Raw genomic sequence first — 22,953 nt, forward strand, 5'->3', positions numbered from 1 at the left:
ATGGCCCACAACGATTCTCCGAAAGCCGAGTTGGCGTCCCTGCGCGCCGAGGTCGATGAAATCGACCAGCAGATCATGCTGCTGCTGGGCGTGCGCTTCCGTTGCACGGACATGATCGGCGAACTGAAGACCAACCACGGCATGGACCTGGTGGACCCCGATCGGGAATCCCAGCAGGTGGAACGCATTCGCCGGTTGGCTGAAGAGGCGGGCGTGCCGCCCGCGTTGGCTGAAACCATCCTGCGCGAAGTGATCGACACCGTGGTCGACCACCATACCCGCCTGCGCGAGCGTCCGTACTCGTAATGCCAGGCTGGCGGCGCCCAGGGGCGCCGCCTTCCCTTTCCCTACAAGACCTTCATGAACGCCAATAAGGCGCCGATGTCGTCCGCGCTGAGATTCAGCGGCCGGATGTGCCTGGACTTGGGTGGCGCATAAGGATCCGGCGGATCGGCGGGCGCAGCGTCCCGGCCCATGCCCGCGTTGTACATCCGCAGCAACCCCTTCAGATCGGCAAACAGGCCGTTGTGCATCCACGGCCCTCCCTGCGAGACGTTGCGCAGGCTGGGCGTGCGAAATTTGCCCAGGTCGGCCGGGTCGCGGGTGATTTCGAAGCGTCCCAGATCCTGATTGCGCCGGCCATAAAACGACAGGCCGATGTTGTGGAACTGGTGGTCCGTCAACATCGCGCCGCTATGGCAGTTCATGCAGCGTGCTTGCGTGCGGAACAGATGCATGCCCTGGAGTTCCCTATCGTTCAGGGCCCTCTGGTCTCCCCGGAGGAAGGCGTCGAAGCGCGAGGCTTGCGGACGAAGGGTGGCGACATAGGCCGCCAGGGCGCGCGCCAACCGGTCGCTGTCGACGACGCTTCGGTTGGACATGGATGCGGGGGCCGACTCCGACGCCGTGTCTTCCGCTGCGGGTCCGAACGCCTTCAAGAACTGCGTGGGATAGGGCGGCAAGCCCTGCAGGCGCGCGATGGCGCTCGCCAAGTCGTGATTCATCTCGCGGCTATCCTGTACCGGGCCCAGCACCTGCGCTTTCAGCGTGTCGGCGCGTCCGTCCCAGAACAGGCGGGGCGCGAAGGGTGATGCCAGCAAGGAGGGCGACCGCCGCCTGCCCATCAGCCGGTCCTCTCCCAGCGCCAACGGACGGCCGTCGCTGAACGCGCGCTGTGGCATGTGGCAGGACGCGCAAGACACTTGCCCCTTGCGGGACAAGTGCGCATCGAAGAACAGCATCTGCCCGAGCGCCACGATCTCGGGTTTCCGGACATCGCGCGCCAGTTCATCGCGTCCGGCATTCGCCGCCATCCAGGACTGCGGCGACGCGTCCACGGGCGGCACCGTGGTCCATTCCGTCCACGTGATACCCGGATCGATGGTCGGGGCCGGCCACCGAGCCGTGGGGCCGGCATAGCGCTCGCGCAGACAAACCATGTCCCAGGTATCGCCATCGCGGCATGCTGGGGCCGGGGCGCTATCGGCGGATGCCACGGAAATTGTGCCGGTGGCCAGCACGATAGCGGTGGCCGCCCCGGCCAGGCAGCGGCGCAGGAAGGCGCGGCGCATCAGAAGCGATAGCTGGCTTGCACCCAGATCTCGCGGCCCACCTGGTAGGTGCTTCGGTTGGTCGTCAGGTTCGGGTTGGTGGCGGTGATGGCCGGCGTCTTGTTCAACACGTTCAAGACGTCCAGGGTGAAGGCGACGTTGCGTGCGAAGGTGGGCTCCCAGATCAGGCGCGTGTCCCACGTCCAGTACGAGGCAAGGCGGGCGCTGCGGTAGCTTTGCAGCGATTCGGGGCGCGGACCGTAACCCACATAGACGGAGGTCATGCGCGAGCTGCGCCACTGGAGGCTGTTGTCCCACGTCAGTCCGGCTCTGGGCCAGATGCCCGTCAAGGAAAGCGAGGCCTTCCTGGGCTGATGGAACGACGTAGGCGGAAGATCGATGGCACGCATGCGCTCGCCGTCGTAAAGAATGTATTCATCCGGGTCGCGGGCCGCGCCCTCATAGCCTTCGACCAAGTCCGCGTTGACCTTGCGCTTTTGATAGCTCCAGTCGGCGCGCGCGGTCCAACGGGTCTCCATCAGATGCCAAGGTTCCAGCGTCCGCAACGTCAGGCTGAGGGTGTCCGTAGTGGATTGGCCATCGTTGAGATAGCGATAACCCTGGACGCTGTTCCCCGCCTTGCTGACCTGATCGCGCCCATTGCGATGCACGTATGCCGCCGTCCCTTCGACGCTGCCCATTCGCTGCCTGACCGACAGGGCCCATTCGTCGTCGTAAGGGGTGCGCAACCCTTCGTAGGACACGTAGTAGGGCTTGGATCCGTCCGCCACCGGATTGCCGTTGCGGTCCAATACCTGGCGCCTGAGGGTGTTGATGCGTTCTTCCAGGGCGATGTTCAGCACGTCCGAGCCGTAGTAACGCGCCCAACCGCCGCTGATCACGGTATTGCCGTTGCCGAACGCGTCCCAGTCCAGGCGGGTGCGCGGCGACAGGTTGGCGTTGCCCAGGAAGGTCTCACGGTCATAGCGCAGCGCGCCGGTAAAGGCCACCCGGCCCAGCTCCACGCGGTCCGACACGTAGAAGGACGCGGTGTTGTACTTCGTTGCGACGGTGCCGCGCAGGTTATGCACTTTGCTGCTTTGGCGTTCGGAGCCATCCGCGGCGTGTGTGGCGATGTACGAATAGGAATCGCTGAAGCGCTCGAAATTCACGCCCACGCGTTGTAGATCGACGCCGGCATACGGTGTGTGGGTGAAGGGCCCCGTGCGTATCGGGTCCAGGTCGACGCGGCTTTTCAGCGTCCAGGTATCCTGTTCCTTCTGCTCTTTTCCGTAGCCGCCCGTCACGTACTGCGGTATTGATGGAAATTTGTGCGTGACCAGCGATGTGGCGTCGGATGAGCGGTTGCTGAGCGCGTTGTCCCAGCCGGCCTGCAGGGAAGCCCGGCCGCCCTGGAACGCGTGGTCCAGATTCCAGCCCACGCCGCGCGCCGCATGGGTGTTGTCCCATTGCGTGTCGCGGAAGGTGTCGCTTGAGAGGGTTTCCCGGCGGTCGCTGTACTTCAGCGTCAGGTCCGAGATGGTGTCCGCCGTCGCCCGTACCGTGAACTTGCCCAGAAAGTTGTCGATGCGGTCGTTGTAGTTGTCTTCACCTTGCGTGGGCTGATCGCCGTCCACCCCCATGTTCCAGCGCCGGATGCTGGATTCGCGCCGCGACATGCTCAGCACTGCGCCCGTCTTGTCATTGATCGCGATGTCGCCGATGGCCGTGTAGAAGCGCTTCTTCCATTCCGGAGAGAATCCCGGCTTGCCCTGGCCCCATCCCGTTTCGTCGCCCTCGGCGATCTTTTGCTGCGTCATCTTCGACGTGTTCCAGCGATAGTCCAACTGCAAGTGATTTTCGCCTGATGGCCGGCGCAGGCGCGCGTCCACCACGCCTCCCGTGAAGCGTCCATATTCAACGGGCACAAAGCTGTCCATCACGCGCACTTCACCCAAAAGATTCGTGTCGACGAAATAGGACTGCGTGTTGCTGGGAATATTGGCGATCTGCAGATTCAGGTTCTTGCTGGCGGGGTCGACCCGGTTGGTCGCGTCCATGCCGTCGATCTGGAACAGGTTTTGATAAGGGCTGGAACCGTGGAAGGAAATGTCCTCGACATTCATCGAGCCGCGGTTCGTCGAGCCGTTGGCCGGCGTATTTGTGCGCACGGCGGGATGGGTCGCCACCAGTGACGTCAGGTCCTGGTTGCCGGTCGGCTTGGTTGCGATTTCCTCCTGGCTGTAGACCCGTTCGTCGTTGTGTTCGCCGTACACCTTCACCGCTTCCAGGCGCAACGCGGAGAATTGGTTCGTCTTGTCGACGAAGATGATGTAGCGGCCAGGACCGTCGCCGCGCAGCGCCAAGCCGGAGCCGCGCAGCAACTGGTCCAGCGCATCCAGTGGCGACAAGGTGCCCCGTAGCGCAGGCGCTGATTTGCCGGCGACGGCCGCTGGCACGAACGACACTTCCAGATTCGCCTGCTGGCCCAGGGCCAGCAAGGCAGGGCCCAATGGCTGGGCCGGAATGTCGAAGGCTACAGGCGTGGCGCGGGTCTGGGCCTGTGCCGGGTGAGCCAGTGTCAGCGCGGCGCAGAAGGCGACGGCGGCAACGGGAAGTCGGCGCGGGGGAAAGCGGGAAGACATGCGTAAGTCCTAAGCAGTAATGTCAGCCGTAGGACGTTGGCATCGCCCAAACCCCTCACCGATTTCTCGATGAATAATTTATATCGATTCTCATTTACCGATTGGTTGCGGGGCGTGTCCCTGTCCGCGCAACGGTCAGCGCAACAGTCAGCGCAAGATCAGCAGGCCAGGCAGTTCGGTCACCCGGACCGGCGTCTGCGCCAGCAGCAGGTCCAGCGCCCGCAGCGGGTCGGCGACCAGCGCGGTGCCCGATACGCGCTGAGCCTTGGCTGCCTGACCCAGCACCAGGATGTGTTTGGCGCTGTAACGCGCCAACGCGTCCGCCGCCGTTTGCAGCGGCACGTCATTGAAGCTGACCAGGCCGCGGGTCCAGGAGGGCTGCGCCGCGCCGGTCTCGGCATCGCGTTTGACGCCAGCGGCGGACACTTCCGCCGCTTCGCCTGCAGACAAGGTCAGCCCTTGTTCGTCCACGCACGGCAGGCAGCGCACGGCGACCTGGTGCGCTTGCACCGCGACCCGCGTGCCGCCGTTCGCGAGGTCGACCGTGAAGCGCGTGCCCAACGCGGTGGTGGAGGCATCGCGGGTGATGACTGAAAACGGCGCCATGCCGGGCTGCCGGGGCGTGGGTTCGAACTGCGCGCGTCCGCGCAGCAAGCGGACCTGGCGGCGGCCATCCGCATAGTCCAGCGCCAGCGCGCTGTGCGCATCCAGCACGACCGTGGAGCCGTCTGGCAGCGTAATGTGGCGCAGGCCTACATCGGCGGTGTAGTCGGCCTGCGCCCAGGGATCGGTGGACCCGAACCAACCGGCGAACGCGGCCGTCAGCATCGCCAGCATGGCGACGGCGCGCAACTTGCGAGGCGGCTGCTTGGCGAGCTTGCCGCGGTCGATCTCGCCCATGCGGCGCCATAGGCGCGACAGGCGGTCGTAGGCCGCGGCGTGCCGGGCGTCGGCGCGGTACCAGGCTTCGAACGCGGCATGCGATTCGTCGTCCAGTCGCTGCCCGCTTTGCCGGATCACCCAGCGCGAGGCTTCTTCCACGGGGTCGAGCGGGCGCGCGCGCGTGGCCATCAGTCGGCCAGCGCCAGATCGCAGGCCAGCAGGATGCGCATCATGTGTTTTTCAACCGCGCTGACGGAGATCGCGAAGCGCTCGGCGATGGCGCGGTAGGTCAGGCCTTCATGACGATGCAGCACGAAGACGTCCAGGCTGCGGCGCGGCTGAGCGAGCAGGGCGGATTCCAGGCGGCGCAGGGTTTGATGGGCGGACGCCACGTCGTAGGTGTCGGGGGCATGAGCGACAGGCTGCGCGGCAGCGTAATCCGCGGTGGCGGACAGCTCGCGAGTGCGACGGCGGTGCCAGTCCGTTGCGATGTTGGCGGCGACCCGGAACACATACGCCCGGTCATTGTCCGGACGGGTGCGGTCGTTGAATTCCGCCAGCTTGATCCACGTGTCCTGCGCGCAATCCTGCGCCACGTCGCGTGAGCCGGTGCGCATCGAAAGAAAGCCAAGCAGTTCGCGGTAGTGGCGAAGGAATACGTCCGAAAGCGTAGACATGTCGCTGGCGCCCGGCGCCAGATGGAGTCAATTTCGCGACGAAGTATAAATGATAATGGTTATTATTAATAGGTAGACCGAGGCGGGCAGCGGGGCAGGCCCGCCGCCCGGGCAACGCTCGTCCTAGGCTTCGCTTTGATCGATTTCTTCCAGCGATCCCTGGATCTCGAGCCATTGCTCTTCCAGCTCGTCGATGCGCTTGCCGTGTTCGCCGTGCTCGGCCATGACCTTCTGGCGTTCCACGCGGCGTGCATCCGAATACAGGTCCGGATCAGCGATTACGGCGTCCAGCGCGTGCAGCTTGGTCCGCAGCTTTTCCATCTCGGACTCGACCTTGGCCAGCCTGGATTCCAGGGGTTTGCGCAAGGCGGACAGGCGTTGCCGCTGTTCGGCGTCGGCACGGCGCTGCGCCTTGCGGTCCACGACGGGTTCGCTGCCTTCGGCGTTTTCACGCGCGGCTTCCGCGCGTTCCCCGGCGTTGCGGGCGGCCAGCCAGTCGCGGTAATCCTCAAGGTCGCCATCGAACTCGCGAACCGCGCCGTCCGCCACGATCCAGAAGCTGTCCACGGTGGTGCGCAGCAAGTGCCGATCGTGCGAGACCAGCAGCATGCTGCCTCCGAAGTCGGCCAGCGCGGCGGCCAGGGCTTCGCGGGTTTCCACGTCCAAGTGGTTGCTGGGCTCGTCCAGCAGCAGCAGGTTGGGCTTTTGCCAGACGATCAAAGACAGCGCCAGCCGCGCCTTTTCGCCGCCCGACATGGGCCCGACTTTGCTGGTGACGGTATCGCCCGAAAAACCGAAACCGCCCAGGTAGTTGCGCAGTTCCTGTTCGCGGGTTTCCGGCGCCAGGCGCGCCAGGTGCGCGATCGGCGTGCTGTCGACGTCCAGCATGTCCAACTGGTGCTGATGGAAATAGCCGATGGCCAGGCCGCGCGAGGCGCGCCGTTCACCGGCCTGGACCGGGATCTCTTCGGCCAGCGTCTTGATCAGCGTGCTCTTGCCCGCGCCGTTGGCGCCCAGCACGCCGACGCGGCTGCCCGCGCGCACCATCAAGGTGACATCGCGCAGGATGGGAACGGCATTGCCCGCCGCATCGGTGTAGCCGGCGGACAGGTGCTCCAGCGTCAGCAACGGGTCGGGCACCTGATCGGGCGAGGGGATGCGGATATCGATGCCGGCTTCAGCATGCAGGGGCGCCAGCACCTGCATGCGGGCCAGTGCCTTGACGCGGCTTTGCGCCTGTTTGGCTTTGGTTGCCTTGGCCTTGAAGCGGTCGATGAAGCCTTGCAGGCGGGCCGCTTCGCGGGTCTGCCGTTCGTAGGCGACGTTGGTCTGCCGCAGGCGCTCGGCGCGTTGCGTCAGAAAATCGCCATAGCCGCCGCGGTAGCGCACGAGTTTGGCGTGATCGAAATGCAGGATGGACTTGGCCACCGCATCCAGGAATTCGGTGTCGTGGGAGATCAGCATGACGGTGCCCGGATAGGCGCCCAGCCATTTCTCCAGCCACAACATCGCGTCCAGATCCAAGTGGTTGGTGGGTTCGTCCAGCAGCAGCAGTTCGGACGGCGCCATCAGCGCGCTTGCCAGCGCCAGGCGCATGCGCCAGCCTCCGGAAAAGCTCTCTACCGGCAACATCCATTCGTTGGGTTTGAAGCCCAGGCCGGCCAGCAGCTGTTCCGCGCGCGAGGCCGCGCTCCAGGCGCCGGCTTCCACCAACGCGGCTTCCACTTCCGCGATCTGCGTGCCTTGCTCGTCGGTCAGCGCGGCTCGGCGCGCCTGCAGTTCGCGCAGGTGTGTGTCGCCGTCGATGACGAATTCGCGGGCAGGGCGGTCGTCGGCGTCGAGCTCTTGCTTGACACTGGCGATGCGCCAGCCGGCGGGCAGGTTCACGGTGCCGGCGTCCAGGTCCAGGGCGCCGGTCAGCAGGGCGAACAGCGAGGACTTGCCTGCGCCGTTCTTGCCCACGATGCCCACGCGTTCACCCGGATGAACGACGAATTCAGCGCCGTCCAGCAGCACTTTCGTACCGCGGCGCAGGGTCAATCCAGTAGCGCGTATCACAGGGTCAGTTGGTCTCGGGTAAGCAGCAGGAGCTGGTCCGACGCCTCTTCCGTATCCAGCCACACGGGGGATAACTGCGGGAAGGCGGCTTCGAAGAAGTCGCGTTCGTGACCGATTTCAAGCACGATCACGCCGTCTTGCGTCAGGTACCGGGGAGCCGCGGCCAGGATGCGGCGCACCAGGTCCATGCCGTCTTCGCCGCCAGCCAGCGCCAGCTGCGGTTCATGCCGGTATTCCTGGGGCAGCACATCCATGGAGCCGCTGTTCACGTAAGGCGGATTGCAGATGATGACGTCGTATTGGCGGGCCGGCAGGCTGTCGAACAGATTGCTTTCGTGCAGGTCCAGCCGGTCTTGCAAGCCGTAGTCGTCCACGTTGCGGCGGGCAACTTCCAGCGCATCGGCCGACACGTCCACCGCGTCCACATGGGCGTAGGGGAAGGCCAGGGCGGACAAGATGGCCAGGCAACCGGATCCGGTGCACATGTCCAGCACGTTTTCCACCGCCGTCGCGTCCTGCACCCAGGGCGCCAAGCCCTGGTCCAGCAGTTCCGAGATGGGCGAGCGCGGCACGATGACACGCTGGTCCACGTAGAAGCGATGACCGCGCAGCCAGGCCTCGTTGGTGAGGTAAGCGGCGGGTACGCGCTCGGTCACGCGGCGCTCCAGCAGGTCCAGCACGCGGTCGCGCTCTTCGCGGACCACGCGCGCGTCCAGGAACGGCTCCAGCGTGTCCAGCGGCAAGTGCAGGGCGTGCAGCGTCAGGTAGACCGCCTCGTCCCAGGCGTTGTCGCTGCCATGCCCCAGCGCCACCTGGGCGCCGTTCAACCGCGACACCCCATAACGGATGAGGTCGCGCAGGGTCAGCAATTCTTGGCGGGCGGATTGATACATAGTTAGACCTTTTCCCTCTGGGTTACCCCAAGGGGAAAACGCCCCCTTTGGAGGGGGCAGTTTCGTTTCCCCACGCGCCGTCGCGATTCGACGAAGCGCGAGGCAGTTTCACTTATCCAGCAGGAGGTTTTCCAACGTGCGCCGATAGATGTTCTTAAGCGGATCCAGCGAGGCCACTTCGACACGCTCGTTGACCTTGTGGATCGTGGCGTTGCCCGGCCCGAACTCGATCACCTGCGGACAGATCTTGGCAATGAACCGGCCGTCGGACGTGCCGCCGGTGGTGGACAATTCCGCGGTGACGCCGGTTTCAGCGTGAATCGCCTGCACCAGCGCATCGGTCAGCGAACCACGCGGGGTCAGGAAAGGCTCGCCGCCCAATTCCCAGTCCAGGTCGTATTCCAGGCCGTGCTTGTCCAGCACCGCATGCACGCGGGCCTTGAGGCTTTCCGGCGTGCTGGCCGTCGAGAAACGGAAGTTGAACAGCGCCACGGCTTCGCCCGGCACCACGTTGGTTGCACCCGTGCCCGAGTTCAGGTTCGACACCTGGAACGTCGTGGGCGGGAAATACTCGTTGCCCTGGTCCCATTCGATGCCGACGATGTCAGCCAGCGCCGGCGCCAGTTGGTGCACCGGGTTGCGCGCCAGATGTGGGTAGGCTACGTGACCCTGGATGCCCTTGACCGTCAGCCTGCCCGACAACGAGCCACGGCGACCATTCTTGCAGGTGTCGCCCAGCACGTCGCCGGAGGTCGGCTCGCCGACGATGCAGTAATCCAGCTTTTCGCCGCGCGCTTTCAACGCGTCGCAGACGATGGCGGTGCCGTCGATGGACGGGCCTTCTTCGTCGGACGTGATCAGCAGTGCGATGGAACCGCCATGCTGCGGGTGGGCCGCCACGAATTCCTCGGCCGCCACCACGAAGGCGGCAATCGAGCTCTTCATGTCGGCCGCGCCGCGACCGTACAGCCAGCCATCGCGTTCGGTGGGCACGAACGGATCGCTGTCCCACTTTTCGCGCGGACCCGGAGGCACCACATCGGTGTGACCGGCGAACACGGTCAGCGGCGCGGCGCTTCCGCGCCGAGCCCACAGATTGGTGACGCCGCCCTGTGCGATGGTTTCGCACGTGAAGCCGATGCGCTCGAGCCGGGCGGCCAACGCCGCCTGGCAGTCTTCGTCCGCCGGCGTGACCGACGGGCGGGCGATCAGGTCCTTGACCAGATCCAGAACGGCTCCGGATGGTTGGCCCTCCTGCCGCGTTGCGGCTGCCTCCCCAGGGGAGGGTGCACGCCCTTCGGGCGGCCGTGCGGTCGTGCTGCTCATCACGCCCTCAGCAGATCATTGATGCTGGTCTTGGCACGCGTTTGCGCGTCGACACGCTTGACGATGACGGCGCAAGCCAGGCTGTGCGAACCATCGGCCGACGGCAGCGAGCCGGGCACCACGACCGAACCCGACGGCACGCGGCCGTAGGTGATCTTGCCGGTGGCACGGTCAAAAATCTTCGTGCTTTGCGACAGAAACACGCCCATGGCCAGCACCGAGTTTTCTTCCACGACCACGCCTTCGACGACTTCCGAACGGGCGCCGATGAAGCAGTTGTCTTCGATGATGGTGGGGTTGGCCTGCAGGGGTTCCAGCACGCCGCCGATGCCCACGCCGCCCGACAGATGAACGTTCTTGCCGATCTGCGCGCACGAACCGACGGTGGCCCAGGTGTCGACCATGGTGCCTTCGTCAACGTAGGCGCCGATGTTCACGTAGGAGGGCATCAGCACGACGTTGCGACCGATGAACGCGCCACGGCGGGCGACGGCGGGCGGCACCACGCGGTAGCCGCCTTGCTTGAAGGCGTTGTCGCCATATTCCGAGAACTTGAGCGGCACCTTGTCGTAGAACTGCAGCGGAGCCTGGCCCATGATGGCGTTTTCGCTCAGGCGGAACGACAGCAGCACGGCCTTCTTGATCCACTGGTGGACCACCCAGTCGTCATTGATTTTCTCGGCCACGCGCAAGCGGCCCAGATCCAGGCCGTCGATGGTGTGTTCCACCGCTTCGCGCACTTCGGCGCTGGCGTCGGCGGGCGTCAGGTTGGCCCGGTCTTCCCAGGCTTGTTCGATGGTGGTCTGCAGGTCGAGAGTCATAGCGGCTCAGCTTTTAAAGGTTGATCAAACAGAAGTATGTACAAAATGGGCGATGCGTTCGGCTGCCTGCACGCAGTCAGCCAAAGGCGCCACCAACGCAATACGGATGCGGCCGTGGCCGGGATTCACGCCATGCGCTTCCCGCGCCAGGAAACTGCCCGGCAGAACGGTAACACCGGTGCGGCCGTAAAGGTCACGCACAAAGGCCGTATCCGACCCCGGCGTGGCCGCCCACAGATAGAAAGACGCCTGCGGGCGCGACACGTCCAGTACGCTTTCAAGAATAGGCACGACCGCGTCGAATTTCTCGCGGTAGAGGCGCCGGTTGTCCTTCACGTGCGCTTCGTCGGACCAGGCCGCGACGCTCGCCGCGGACACCAGGGGGCTCATCGCACTGCCATGATACGTGCGATACAGCAGGAAGCGGCCAATCAGGGCGGCATCGCCGGCGACGAAGCCCGAGCGCAGGCCGGGTACGTTGGAGCGCTTGGACAGGCTTGAGAACGCCACCAGGTTACGGTAGTCGTCCCGGCCCAGGCGGCGTGCCGCCTGCAGACCGCCCAGGGGCGGGTTGCCTTCATCCAGATAAATCTCGGAATAGCACTCGTCCGACGCGATGACGAAGCCATGGCAGTCGGAGAGCTTGAACAGCGTTTCCCACTCGTCCAGCGACATGACGTTGCCCGCCGGATTCCCGGGGGAACACACGAACACCAGCCGCGTCTTCTTCCAGACATCCTCCGGCACTTGTTGCCAGTCGCTGGAAAAATTGCGCAAGGGATCGGCGTTGACGAAGTAGGGCGTGGCGCCCGCCAGCAGCGTGGCGCCTTCATAGATCTGATAGAACGGGTTGGGGCAGATGACCACCGACCCCGCCGACGGGTCGATCACCGTCTGCGTGAACGCGAACAGCGCTTCGCGCGAGCCCAGGGCCGGCAGCACCTGCGTGTCCGCGTCGGGGGCGGGAATGCTGTAGCGGCGCGCCAGCCAGCCAGAGATCGCCTGGCGCAGCGCCGGGTCGCCCTTGGTGGAGGGGTACACGGACAACCCGCCCATGTGGTCACGGATCGCTTGTTCGATACGTTCCGGCGCGGCGTGCTTGGGCTCGCCGATCGACAGATTGATGGGCGTCAGGCCGTCCGGCTGCGCGTTGGCGGAAGCCAACAACGCGCGCAGTTTTTCGAACGGGTAGGGGTGTAAAGCATCGAGGCGCGGATTCATGACGCAAGATTTTAACAAGCAAGCTACAATAGCGGGCTTGACCTTTAGCGAAGGTGGCGAAATTGGTAGACGCACCAGGTTTAGGTCCTGACGCCGTAACAGGTGTAGGGGTTCGAGTCCCCTCCTTCGCACCATATATTGCCTGACGTTGTTCGGCCGCTGTTTGGCCGTTGGTTGGTGTTGCGCCGACAATGTCATAAACCCCCGAGCGCTCGAATGCGCCGGGGGTTTTCTTTTGCCTCCAATTCAGGCATCCCCCATTCAGGCACCTCCCATGAAGCGCCACGTCCCTACGCCAAATCCACGCCAGGATCTACGCCAAAGGGGGACGAATCGGGTACTTTCCGCAAGCGCGGGGACCGATGGTGCGGCAACGTCAGCAAGGGCGGCGCCGGGGAAACCAGGCCTCAGGGCTTGGGAGACCCGGCAGGCTGGGGCGGGGGATAGGCTTGATTCAGGTACTGCACGATCAGCGGCACTTGTTCGGCCGGAATGGGCGCGCCGTAGGTGCCGACCATCTTTTTGACTTCGGCATCCCAGAAACCCAATGGCATCGGCGGCTGCGACGACAGGTAATCGACCGAGTGGCACATCAGGCATAGGGCCGCGCTTTGGGCACCGGCGCCGGTGCCGGGGTGCAGCGTTGCGGTTTCCGGGGGGAGCTGGATGTCCAGGGCGGCGGCGGATGCGCAGGCAGAAATAGCGGCCAGGGCGACGGCCAGCCTGACCAGGCGGCCGTGAGGATGACGACGGGCGGGGCGGGTCATGGGGGGCTCCTTACACAGCGTCGACGCGCACGGTTTCGACCACGTTGCGCATGTACCCGGATGGGTTCCACAGCGGGTCCAAGGGTTGGGTTTCGCCCGCCGTATTGGTGGCGCGGACCTTCAGGGCGTAGGCGCCGGCCTGCTCGGGCGTGAAGTCGGCGTGCCACTCGCGGAAGGAATAGCGGCCCAGGTCCTCGCCCAGAGAGGCGGCGCGCCAGGTCTTGCCGCCGTCGGCCGAAAATTGCACGTCGCGAATGCCGCGGCCGCCGTCGAAGGCAATGCCGCGCACCGGCACGCGTTGGGCTTTGGCCACGCGGGCGCCGTCGGTCAGGCTGGTGATGAAGCTGCGTACGTTGTAGCGGCCGATGGGGCGGGTTTTTTCTGGCGCTTTGCCCACCGGAGTGCAGGCGCAGTCGTTATCGGGAATGCGGTAGGCCTTCTGCATCCAGAAGCCGTCGAACTCGGTGTTCAGCACCTTGATGTCGGCCAGGTGCTTGACCCAGTAGGTGCCGTAATAACCGGGCACCACCAGCCGCACGGGATAGCCATTGAGCATGGGCAGGTCTTCGCCGTTCATGGCGTAGGCCAGCATGACTTCGCCGTCCAGGGCGTGGGCCGCGTCCAGCGCCTTGACGAATTCCGGGGTGGCAGGCAGCACGGGCCGGTCCAGGCCTTCGAAGGTGATTTGGCGGGCGCCGGCCTGGATGCCAGCCTTTTCCAGGACGCGCTTGAGCGGAATGCCCACCCAGCGGGCGTTGCCCATCGCGCCATTGCCCAGCTGGCCTCCACCCACACGCGGTTCAAAAAAACCCCGGCTGTTGCCGGAGCATTGGGTGACGGCCACCAGCTCGACGGGGGCACCGAACTGCTGCTTCAGGTCGGTCAGCGACAAGTTCAGTGGCGTGCCGACCAGCCCGCCGACGCGCAGCCGGTAGGTAGCGGGGTCGATGGCTGTGGGAATGTTGCCCAGGTGGTAGCGCACGAAGAACGCATCGTTGGGCGTGATGACGCTGTCGTTGAACACCTCGAACGGCGTTTCCAGCTGCGGCGGCCGTGAGGTCTGGCGGATCAGAGGGCGCTTCTGCGGGTAGGCGATCAAGTCGCGCTCGCCGTTTGCGAAAGGTAGTGTGACGGTGGCCGGGGCGGCCAAGCTGACCAGGGCATGGCCGGCCAGCGTGCCGGCCGCGCCCACGGTACAGGCTTGGCGCAGGAAGCGCCGGCGCCCATCCGGATCGAATGTGCTCATGCTTGTCTCCTCGTTGTTTTCCAGTGCCCGGCGACTCGCGGTGCCGTCGAATCAGGCTACGCCGGGCTAGCTGACGGCCACGTTAATTGTTGCGGCGCCACGCAACGGCCGTTCCAGAAATCGCGTTATCCGTACAGTCCGCGCACGTCTTCCGACGAGGCTGACGTTCAAGCAGCGGCTCCGCGTCCTTCGATCCCGGGTAATAGTCAAGCCTGGAAAGCACTGAACCAACGCAACACGACGCTCAAGTTTTCCGCTCCGGTTGCCGTTAATGCCGATACAGCTTCCATAGGCCAAGGGAAAACAGTGCCATGTTTGATTTAATCTCCATCGTCGTAACCATCGTTGCTCTGATCGCCTGGGCAATCCACCGTCAACAAAAGCGGCATAAAGCGTTGCTGGCGAAGTTTCGCGAACACAACCAGCGACTCGGCACGTCTTTCCCCGAAACCAATGTCGACAGCGAACTGATTCTTAGCGACAAGGCCAAGAAAGTTGTCATTGCGTTTGATCCCGAAACTCGGAAACTCTGCATGGTGTCGGGGGCGAAGGATCCGGGCGAGGTCCTCGACTTTTCATACATCAGGCAATGGCAGTTGAAATGGACCGAGGTTTCCGGCAATGGCGGACTGGCGTTCAGGAATGTCCATTTCGCCTTTTCCACCAACGATCTTAAAAGGCCGTTGATTCACATTCCCGTCATCGGTAAAGCGTATGGCGATACCTGGAATAGCCGCCTCGGCATTCTGATGGGCGCCTGACCCGAGATAATCGGCGCGCCGCAAGGGCGGCCAACACGGCTGCCCGGTTTGCCTCTTGCATACCTTGATACCGCTTTCTACAGGGCCATCAGCTGCCCGTCTGGCGCACCCGGAAAACCCATCGGGACAGGGTTTGTCCTGATGCCCAATCTGCTTGACACCCCCTCGCGCAGCCCATAAAGTCACCGCACAGATTTAGATAAAAGACCATCTGTAAGGTGGTCTTTTATCGCGTGCAGATTGCGTCGACCTCTTACAGAAATAATTCCAAGAGGAGACGACTGTGCAATCATCGACCGTGAAAATACGTGGCATCGACGATGTCATCGCTTTTATCGATTCCCGCCCCGGCATTGCCGGCCGCGCTGGCCTGATTTGGTGGCTGGCCCTAGGCGGATTGTTCCTGGATGCGTTTGCAAACTCGGCATTGAGCGCGGGCTTGGGGCCGATGACCCGAGATCTGGGCCTGAAGGCGGGCCAGGTCGCGTTGATGACCTCGTTCGCCTCCTGGGTGGCCATTGCGTTCAACCCGATCGGCGGGTGGATGGCAGACCGCTGGGGGCGCATCCGTCCCTTGATCATCGCCAAGTTCCTGGCGGTGATCGGCGCCGGGCTGGTGATGTTCGCGCCCAATTTCGAAGTCATCCTGGCGGGCCGCTTCTTTGTGGGCGCGGCGTATGGCATCGACTTCGCCATCGCCATGGCGGTGCTGGCCGAGTTCACTCCCGTCAAGTTCAAGAGCCGCCTGAATACCTGGCAGGGCATGTGGTACACGGCCGTGTGCACGAACCTGCTGCTGGCGATGCTGTTCTTTTCATGGGACGTGGGCGACTCGATCTGGCGCTATTCGGTCGGTGCGACCGCAGTTTTCGCCATGGTCATTTTGGTGCTGCAGCTTAGCTACATGGTCGAAAGCCCCATCTGGCTGGCGCGCAAGGAACGGGTCGCGCAGGCGGCGCAGGCGATGACGCGGATCTACGGACAGGCGTTTGCCGCCGCGCCGCTGGCGGAGCGGGTGCCGGTTACCAACCAGGCCAAGCGCGGACTGGCCAATGTGCTGCTGATCTTTCGCGGGGTGTACTTGCCGCGCACGATCCTGGCGGCCACGGTGCAGATCGGCCAGTCGATCCAGTACTTTGCCGTCGGCTGGTATCTGCCGTTGATCAGCGCGGCGCTGTTCGGCAAGGACTTCATCTACGCGACGATCGGCGCGCTGGTGTTCAACATCTTCGGCATCTTCGGCGGCTTCCTGTCACCCTACATCGGCCGCAAACTGGGCCTGCGGCGCGCATCGGCGTTCGGTTTCGCGATGGTGTTCGTGATCTTGCTCGTGCTGGGCACGTTCCATGGGCAAATGCCGCTGTGGCTGGCGGTCGCGTTGCCGTCGCTCTTCATCCTGTTCCACTCCGGTGGCCCGGGCGCCAACGGCAAGAGCCTGTCGTCGCTGTCGTTTCGCAGCGAGTTGCGGGCCGGCGCCAACGGCATCATCGGGGCGCTGGGGTCCACCGGCGCGGCGATCGGCTTGCTGGTGTTTCCGATTTTCCGCGAGAACTACGGCCTAGAAAGGACTTTCCTGATCCTGTCGGTCGTGCCCTTGATCGCCAGCATCATCTGCTTTGTGATCAAGTGGGACCCCACCCGAACCACCATCAATCCCGACACGGAAGCCGGCGCGCCGCAGTTCAAGGACGATGTCGCGCTGGCCTCCCTGGACCCTGCCATTGGGAAAGCTGCGCGATGACAAACAACGATGTGATTCTGGCCATCGACGAGGGCACGTCCGGCACGCGGGCGGCCACCGTGTCCGCCGACGGGCATGTGTCCTGCCTGGCGTATCTGACGCTGCACGTCGAGACGCCCCGGCCTGGCGTCGTCGAACAGGACGCCAACGAGATCCTGGAAAAGACCATCAGCGTCTGCCGCGCCACCATTGCGGAAGCGGAACGGGCAGGGCAGCGCATCGCCGCGCTGGCGTTGGCGACGCAGCGCGCCACGGCCGTCTTGTGGGACACGCAGACGGGCGCCGCGCTGGTGCCCGCCATGGTCTGGCAGGACACGCGTTTCGTGGACGAGCTGGACCAATTGGCGCCCGAGTGGGATGTGCGCCTGCGGGATCGCGTGGGCCGTCCTGTGGGCGTGCGGTCGCTCTATCTTTGGGCGGCGCGCCATCTGCGGGACACGCCGCAAGTGGCGCAGGCCTGGCGCGAGAAACGCCTGGCGTTCGGTACGGTGGACAGCTGGCTGCTGTGGCATTTCTCGCAGCGGCGGGAGGTCGTGACCACGCCGACCAACGCCACGTCGGCCGGGGCCTATGTGCTGGCGGATCACCGCTACTACCTGGAGTGGACGCAGGCGCTGGACTTTCCGTTCGAGCTCTTGCCCGCCTTGCGGCAGGATGCGGACGACTTCGGGCGGACGCGGCCAGACGTGCTGGGCATCGACGTGCCGATCCTGGCGTCGGCGGGCGACCAGCATGCGGGCGCTATCGGCCTGGGGTGCCTGGAACGCGGGCAGGCGATGTGCGTGCATGGCACGGGCAGCTTCGTGGACCTGATCATCGGACCCGAGCCGCCTGTGAATTCCGGCCTGTCCGAGGGGTCGTTGACGATGACCGCGCGACGCCAGCACGGGGTGTCGCATTTTGCCGTCGAGACGTTTGTGGCCACAACCGGCTCGGCCCTGAATTGGGTGTGCGAAAAGCTGAAGTGGTTCGCGGATGCGCGCGAGATCAGTGCGCTGGCCGCCACGGTGAGCTCCTCGCAAGGGGTGACGTTCGTGCCGGCGCTGACGGGGCTGCGCGTTCCGCAGATGGAGGCAGCCGCGCGCGCGTCGCTTACCGGCGTATCCATGGCGACGACGCAGGCCGACGTTGCCTACGCCATTCTGGAAGGCATCGCGCATTCCGTGGCCAGCTGCATCGAGGCGGATGAAGCCGTGTCGGGGGTGCGGGTGTCCGAATTGGTGGTGGGCGGCGGTTTGTCGTGCAGCGATCCCTTGCTGCAGATTCAGGCGGACCTGATCGGCATCCCCATCCGCCGCATGCAGGAATCGGACCGGGCCAGCCTGCGCGGCATTGCGTATCTGGCGGGCTCCTCCGGACTGTTGTGGCCCTCGCTGCGCGAGGCTTGCCAGACCATCGCGACCGACGCGGTATTCGAACCGACCATCGACGCGAATGAGCGTGCGCGGCGACGGGCCTTGTGGCACGCGCGGGTGGGATCTGAATTGGGTCACGTCAGACAGTTCAAGCAGGAAAAAGAGGAGGCGTTGCACAAATGATCGGTTGGCTATCCAGAAAGCCCAGGAAGGACCGGGCCGATATGACGAACACCGAGCCATTACGTCTGATGCGGCAAGAGCAATTGGACAGGTTGGGCAGTGAGCAGTACGACATGCTGATCGTGGGTGGCGGCATTACCGGCGTGTATGCGGCCTTGGACGCCAGTCTGCGCGGCTACCGCGTGGCAGTGATCGAGAAGGACGATTTCGCGTCGGGCACATCGTCCAAATCATCGAAGATGGTGCATGGCGGGTTGCGCTACATCGAACAGGGCAACCTGGGCCTGGTGCGCCATTCCCTGCACGAACGCCAGCGGCTGCGCCGAAACGCCCGGCATTTGGTGCAGCGTCTGCCGTTCCTGTTTCCGATCCTGGAGCGGGACGGGGTGTTCGACAAGCGCCTGGCCAAGGCCTTTGAAAGTTTGCTGTGGACCTACGACATGGCGGGCGGGTGGCGCGAAGGCATCCTGCATCAGAAATTGACCGCCGCGGAAGTGCTGTCGCATTGCCCGAGCTTCAAGGAAGAGGGGCTGTTAGGCGGGTTCCTGTACTTCGATGCGCGAGTGGACGACGCACGCCTGACCCTGGCCGTGGCGCGCACGGCTGCCTTTCACGGCGCGACGGTCATCAATCACGCGAAGGCGATCGAGGTGACGCGCAACGCGCAGGGCAAGGTGGACGGCGTGATCGTCCAGGCCGGTCAGCAAGAGATTCGCGCGCGCGCTGGCGTGGTCATCATGGCGACCGGTGTGTGGTTGCGCGATTGGAGCGGAGCGAAGCGGGGCGATGCCCCCGCGTTGCAGGTTCGCCCTGCCAAAGGCGTGCACGTGGCCGTGCCCTGGCTGAAGGTGCGCAACGATTGCACGGTCACCATTCCGGTGCCCGGCCGCAGCCGCCGCGCGACCATCACGCGCTGGGGCAACGTGTCCTATCTGGGCACCACGGACGAAGACTATGAAGGCGATCTGGACGATGTCTATTGCACGCGCCGCGAACTGGACTTCCTGCTGGAAGGCGCGCGTTCCGCATTGAAGACGGACCTGCAGCCCGACGACGTCGTGGGCAGCATCGCCGGCTGCCGCCCGCTGGTCGGCCCGCCCGGCGGCAAGACGCTGGAGATGAAGCGTAACCACGAAATTCGCGTGGGCGCGGATGGCCTGGTCACGATCGTGGGCGGCAAGCTGACCACGTCGCGGCACATGGCCGAGCAGACGATCGACGCCGCGCAGCAGGTCATTGGCCAGCGCAACCCTTGCCAGACGAAGAAGGCCTATTTGTTGGGGGCGGCGGGGTATGACCCGCAGGCCATCGTGGCCTCAGGTGGCATGTCGGCGCATCTGGGCGAACGTTATGGCACCGAGGCGCGCTTCGTCAGTGACTTGATGCAAGCGTCGCCAGCGCTGCAGGCGCCCATTGTGCAGGGCCTGCCCTATACCGAGGCCGAAGTCCTCTACGCCGTGCGCCATGAGCTGGCCGCGACGGTCGAGGACGTGCTGTCCCGCCGGATGCGCGCCCGCCTGATGGCGCGCGACGCATCGGCGCTGGCCGCGGCGCGGGTGGGGCAGATCCTGCAAGCCGAACTGGGTCTTGCGCCCGAACACATCACGCAGCAGGTCAATGACTACCTGGCTGCCGTCAAACACGAAAAATCCGTACTCATGGGAGACAAGGAATGATCAGCAAAGAAGCCATCAAGCGCGGTTACAACCGCGGTAATTACGTCGTGGGCGCGCACACGCCGCCCGCCTATGCGGCGGCACTCAGCGCGACCGGTTCCGAGCCCGGAATGCAGCGCGATCCGGTACGCGTGCCGCAGGCGCGGATCGACGCCTTGCGGCATGTGGCGGACGAAGTCCTGACCGATACCGCCCACGTCGTGGCCTGGACCCGCGACTGGTGGGCGGCATCGATGGTGTCGGAAACGGGCGGAAAACCCGCCACGCCGCAGGCAGTGATCGTCAAGGTGTCGACGGTAGAGCAGGTGCAGGCCGTGATGCGCATCGCCAACGCGGACGCCATTCCTGTCACCGTGTCCGCGGGCCGCAGCAACGTCACGGGCGCCGCCTTGCCCGTGCGCGGCGGCATCGTGCTGGACGTTTGCCAATTGAACAAACTGATCGGCGTGGACCGTGAAAGCCAGATCGTCGAGGTCGAGGCCGGCATGTTCGGCGATGTGTTCGAAGAAACGATCCAGAAAGAGCATGGCCTGACGATGGGCCATTGGCCGTCGTCGTTCGGCATCAGCACCGTCGGCGGCTGGGCGGCGTGCCGCGGCGCGGGCCAATTGTCCACGCGCTACGGCAAGATCGAAGACATGGTCTTCGGCATGGACGTCGTGCTGGCCGATGGCAGCCTGATCACCGTGGGCGGGTACTCGCGCGCGGCGGTGGGGTCCGACCTGCAACAGGTCTTCATCGGCTCGGAAGGCACGCTGGGCGTGATCGTGCGGCTGCGCCTGAAGCTGCATCGCCTGCCGGACTACGGCCGCGCCATCGCCTATGGCTTCAAGACGTTCGCCATCGGTCTCGACGCGTGCCGCGAAATCATGCAGCGAGGCGCCAATCCGGCGGCGCTGCGGCTGTACGACGAACTGGAAAGCGGCGTGCAGTTCAACCGCCCGGACTTGAATGTGCTGCTGGTGGCCGACGAAGGGGCGCGGCAGATCGTGGACGCGGTGATGGAGATCAGCGAGGGCGTGTGCGAGGAGCTAGGCGAAAAATTGGATGGCGAGGCGGTCTTCGAACGCTGGCTGGAAACCCGCTACCTGACCGGCAAGAGCGCCGAAGGGTTCAAGCGCAGCCCGGGGTTCGTCGCCGACACGCTGGAAATGGCAGGCCGCTGGAGCGACCTGCCTGCCATCTACGCAGAGGTGGTGGCGGCGGTCAACGCGGTGCCCGGCACGCTGGCCGGTTCCGCGCATCAATCGCACGCCTATGTCGACGGTGCCTGCCTGTACTTTTCATTGCGCGGCGAAGTCCAGGTGGAGCGGCGTGCCCAGTGGTATCGCGCGGCCTGGGATGCGGCCAACGCCGTGCTGATTAAATATAATGCCGCGCTCAGCCACCATCACGGGGTGGGTCTGTTGCGCGCGCCGTACATGCAGGAATCGTTGGGCGGCGCGTTCGAGGTGCTGCGCACGATCAAGCGCACACTGGATCCGCAGAACATCCTTAACCCCGGCAAGCTGGGGCTAAGCGATCAGCGCTTTTACGGTCAGGAAGATCGATAACCATGGATAGGTCATTCGGGGCATGTCTGGCGCGTCATCCCGTCATCGCGACGATGTACGGCCTTGAGCAGATCAATACCTTCGTGAGCAGCGTGGCCGAAATCGGCATCGTTGCCAACGTGGAACTGCGCAAGCTGGCGCCCGTGATCGCGGCTTTGAATCGGGCGGGCAAGTTCGCGATCGTCAACATAGACAGCTGCGAAGGCCTGTCGCAAGACAAGGGCGGCGTGGAATACCTGGCGGACATCGGCGTGGCCAGCCTGGTGTCCACGCGGGTAGCCACCATCCAGCGCGCCAACCGGGCGGGCATGGTCACGATGCAGAAGGTGTTCGTGACCGACCGTTCCACCTGGCCGCGCAGCGTCAAGGCCCTTGAGCAAAGCGACCCCAACCTGGTTCAACTGATGCCGGCGCCGATGCTGACGCACATGGCGGAGCAGGACCTGAAGGCGCTGCCGCCCATCGTGGCCTCGGGATTCGTCTGCAACCAGACGGATATCGGCATCGCGATGAAGCACGGCGCGGTGGGCGTATCGACCAGCGACCACGCCCTGTGGAGCCTGGACCCGCGTCAGCTCAAGGGCTGACTCAGTCCAGGCGGGCGCCGGATTTGCGCACCAGTTCTTGCCACACTGCGTACTCGCCCCGGTAGTTCGCCAGGAAGACCTCGGGCGTGTTGCCCAGCGCGATGAAGCCCATCGCGCTCAGGCGCTCTTGCATGTCGGGCGTGCGCGTCATGGTCTGCATCAGGCTGGCCAGGCGCGCCACGACGGGCTTGGGCGTCTGGATGGGCGCCGCTATCGCCACCCACCCGACCACCCGGTAGGCATCGTCCGTCAGGCCTTGCTCGGCCAGGGTCGGCGAGTCGGGCAGCACTTGCATGCGCTGTTCGCCGGTGACGCCGATCAGCGCCAGCCTGCCGTTGTCGACATAGGGTTTGGCACCCAGCGCACTGGCGAACGCCATCTGGATCCGCCCGCCGATCAGGTCTTGCAGCATTGGCGATTCGCCCTTGTAGGCGATGTGCGTCATATCGCCCCGTTGCGTTTCGCTCAGATAGGCGCCTCCCAGATGCGCGTAGGAGCCCACGCCCCAAGAGCCGTAAGCCAGCTTGCCCGGGTTGCGGCGCACGTAGTCGACCAGTTCCGGGCCATTGCGGGCGGGCACGCTGGGATGAACGACGAGGGTCACGGGCGCCATCGCAATTTGCGAGATCAGCACCAGGTCGCGGCCGGTATCGTAGGGCAGGCTCTTGTACAGGAACTGGTTCAACAACAGCGATGAACTTAGCGACACGGTCAGGGCATAGCCGTCCGGGGCCGCCTTGGCGACCGCGTCAGTGCCCATGATGCCGGACGCGCCGCCGCGGTTCTCGACCAGAACCGGTTGTCCGACCGCGGCGGATAGCCGTTCCGCCACCAGCCTGGCCACGATATCGGTGGCGCCGCCGGCGTTATAGGGCACCACGATTTTGATGGGTTTGGCCGGCCAGGCGTCTTGCGAGAAACAGACACCGGGCAGGCCAAGCGCGGCCAGGCTCCCGATGCTTTGTTTCAACCACTGGCGGCGCGGCAGGCAAGGGGCGTGCGCGGTCATGG

General features: G+C 64.8%; 19 protein-coding genes and 1 tRNA gene. 8 read left to right on the plus strand and 12 right to left on the minus strand.

Translation table 11 applies throughout. From position 1 onward, the window contains the following. On the plus strand, positions 1–306 hold the full coding sequence (locus CQ050_RS15015; protein ID WP_105557637.1) for a chorismate mutase: 306 nt from the start codon (positions 1–3) through the stop codon (positions 304–306). Between the two features lie 41 nt (positions 307–347). Here the strand turns inward: CQ050_RS15015 and CQ050_RS15020 are convergent, their stop codons facing one another. The 9 genes from CQ050_RS15020 to dapC form a co-directional block, all read right to left on the minus strand. After that, a complete protein-coding gene (locus tag CQ050_RS15020; RefSeq protein WP_105557638.1) occupies positions 348–1,571 on the minus strand; it encodes a cytochrome-c peroxidase in 1,224 nt (407 codons plus the stop codon). Then, positions 1,571–4,195, minus strand: coding sequence for a TonB-dependent receptor (locus tag CQ050_RS15025; RefSeq protein ID WP_105557639.1), 2,625 nt, complete (start codon positions 4,193–4,195; stop codon positions 1,571–1,573). Before CQ050_RS15025 ends, CQ050_RS15020 begins: the two co-directional genes overlap by 1 nt. Before the next feature lie 147 nt (positions 4,196–4,342). Then, positions 4,343–5,266, minus strand: a complete 924-nt coding sequence (locus CQ050_RS15030; RefSeq protein WP_105557640.1) for a FecR domain-containing protein — start codon at positions 5,264–5,266, stop codon at positions 4,343–4,345. Then, positions 5,266–5,754, minus strand: a complete 489-nt coding sequence (locus CQ050_RS15035; protein WP_105557641.1) for an RNA polymerase sigma factor — start codon at positions 5,752–5,754, stop codon at positions 5,266–5,268. Before CQ050_RS15035 ends, CQ050_RS15030 begins: the two co-directional genes overlap by 1 nt. A 123-nt stretch (positions 5,755–5,877) precedes the next feature. Further along, entirely contained in the window at positions 5,878–7,812 is a 1,935-nt protein-coding gene (locus CQ050_RS15040; protein WP_105557642.1) for an ABC-F family ATP-binding cassette domain-containing protein, read from the minus strand. Further along, a complete protein-coding gene (prmB, locus tag CQ050_RS15045; RefSeq protein ID WP_105557643.1) occupies positions 7,809–8,705 on the minus strand; it encodes a 50S ribosomal protein L3 N(5)-glutamine methyltransferase in 897 nt (298 codons plus the stop codon). Before prmB ends, CQ050_RS15040 begins: the two co-directional genes overlap by 4 nt. A 108-nt stretch (positions 8,706–8,813) precedes the next feature. Then, on the minus strand, positions 8,814–10,031 hold the full coding sequence (gene dapE / locus CQ050_RS15050) for a succinyl-diaminopimelate desuccinylase (protein WP_233214072.1): 1,218 nt from the start codon (positions 10,029–10,031) through the stop codon (positions 8,814–8,816). Beyond that, positions 10,031–10,852 (minus strand): 2,3,4,5-tetrahydropyridine-2,6-dicarboxylate N-succinyltransferase, encoded by an 822-nt coding sequence (gene dapD, locus CQ050_RS15055; protein WP_105557644.1) that lies wholly within the window; start codon positions 10,850–10,852, stop codon positions 10,031–10,033. Before dapD ends, dapE begins: the two co-directional genes overlap by 1 nt. Before the next feature lie 24 nt (positions 10,853–10,876). Then, the gene (gene dapC / locus CQ050_RS15060) at positions 10,877–12,073 is read right to left on the minus strand and encodes a succinyldiaminopimelate transaminase (RefSeq protein ID WP_199196822.1); all 1,197 of its coding nucleotides are present in this window, start codon (positions 12,071–12,073) and stop codon (positions 10,877–10,879) included. Between the two features lie 47 nt (positions 12,074–12,120). Here dapC and CQ050_RS15065 point away from each other — a divergent pair. Beyond that, a tRNA-Leu gene (locus tag CQ050_RS15065) sits at positions 12,121–12,207 on the plus strand. A gap of 273 nt (positions 12,208–12,480) precedes the next feature. Here CQ050_RS15065 and CQ050_RS15070 read toward each other — a convergent pair. After that, positions 12,481–12,840: a sulfite:cytochrome C oxidoreductase subunit B gene (locus tag CQ050_RS15070; protein WP_105557646.1), complete on the minus strand. Its 360-nt coding sequence runs from the start codon at positions 12,838–12,840 to the stop codon at positions 12,481–12,483. A 10-nt stretch (positions 12,841–12,850) separates the two neighbouring features. Continuing rightward, on the minus strand, positions 12,851–14,086 hold the full coding sequence (locus tag CQ050_RS15075; RefSeq protein WP_105557647.1) for a molybdopterin-dependent oxidoreductase: 1,236 nt from the start codon (positions 14,084–14,086) through the stop codon (positions 12,851–12,853). A 311-nt stretch (positions 14,087–14,397) separates the two neighbouring features. Here CQ050_RS15075 and CQ050_RS15080 point away from each other — a divergent pair, with 311 nt between their 5' ends. The 6 genes from CQ050_RS15080 to CQ050_RS15105 all read left to right on the plus strand — a co-directional run bounded on the left by CQ050_RS15080 (position 14,398) and on the right by CQ050_RS15105 (position 21,942). Further along, a complete protein-coding gene (locus tag CQ050_RS15080) occupies positions 14,398–14,847 on the plus strand; it encodes a hypothetical protein (RefSeq protein ID WP_105557648.1) in 450 nt (149 codons plus the stop codon). 283 nt (positions 14,848–15,130) lie between these two features. After that, positions 15,131–16,588, plus strand: a complete 1,458-nt coding sequence (locus tag CQ050_RS15085; protein WP_105557649.1) for an MFS transporter — start codon at positions 15,131–15,133, stop codon at positions 16,586–16,588. After that, entirely contained in the window at positions 16,585–18,126 is a 1,542-nt protein-coding gene (locus tag CQ050_RS15090; protein WP_105557650.1) for an FGGY family carbohydrate kinase, read from the plus strand. Before CQ050_RS15085 ends, CQ050_RS15090 begins: the two co-directional genes overlap by 4 nt. Then, the gene (locus CQ050_RS15095; protein ID WP_105557651.1) at positions 18,123–19,802 is read left to right on the plus strand and encodes a glycerol-3-phosphate dehydrogenase/oxidase; all 1,680 of its coding nucleotides are present in this window, start codon (positions 18,123–18,125) and stop codon (positions 19,800–19,802) included. The genes CQ050_RS15090 and CQ050_RS15095 overlap by 4 nt, the downstream gene beginning before the upstream one ends. Beyond that, positions 19,799–21,355 carry an FAD-binding oxidoreductase gene (locus CQ050_RS15100; RefSeq protein ID WP_105557652.1) on the plus strand — a complete coding sequence of 519 codons (1,557 nt, stop codon included), beginning with the start codon at positions 19,799–19,801 and terminating at the stop codon, positions 21,353–21,355. Before CQ050_RS15095 ends, CQ050_RS15100 begins: the two co-directional genes overlap by 4 nt. Positions 21,356–21,357: 2 nt before the next feature. Continuing rightward, on the plus strand, positions 21,358–21,942 hold the full coding sequence (locus CQ050_RS15105; RefSeq protein ID WP_105557653.1) for a glycerol-3-phosphate responsive antiterminator: 585 nt from the start codon (positions 21,358–21,360) through the stop codon (positions 21,940–21,942). 1 nt (position 21,943) lies between these two features. Here the strand turns inward: CQ050_RS15105 and CQ050_RS15110 are convergent, their stop codons facing one another. Further along, the gene (locus CQ050_RS15110) at positions 21,944–22,951 is read right to left on the minus strand and encodes a tripartite tricarboxylate transporter substrate binding protein (RefSeq protein WP_105557654.1); all 1,008 of its coding nucleotides are present in this window, start codon (positions 22,949–22,951) and stop codon (positions 21,944–21,946) included. Between the last annotated feature and the right edge of the window lie 2 nt (positions 22,952–22,953).

The organism is Achromobacter sp. MYb9 (assembly GCF_002975275.1).
Lineage (GTDB): Bacteria > Pseudomonadota > Gammaproteobacteria > Burkholderiales > Burkholderiaceae_B > Achromobacter.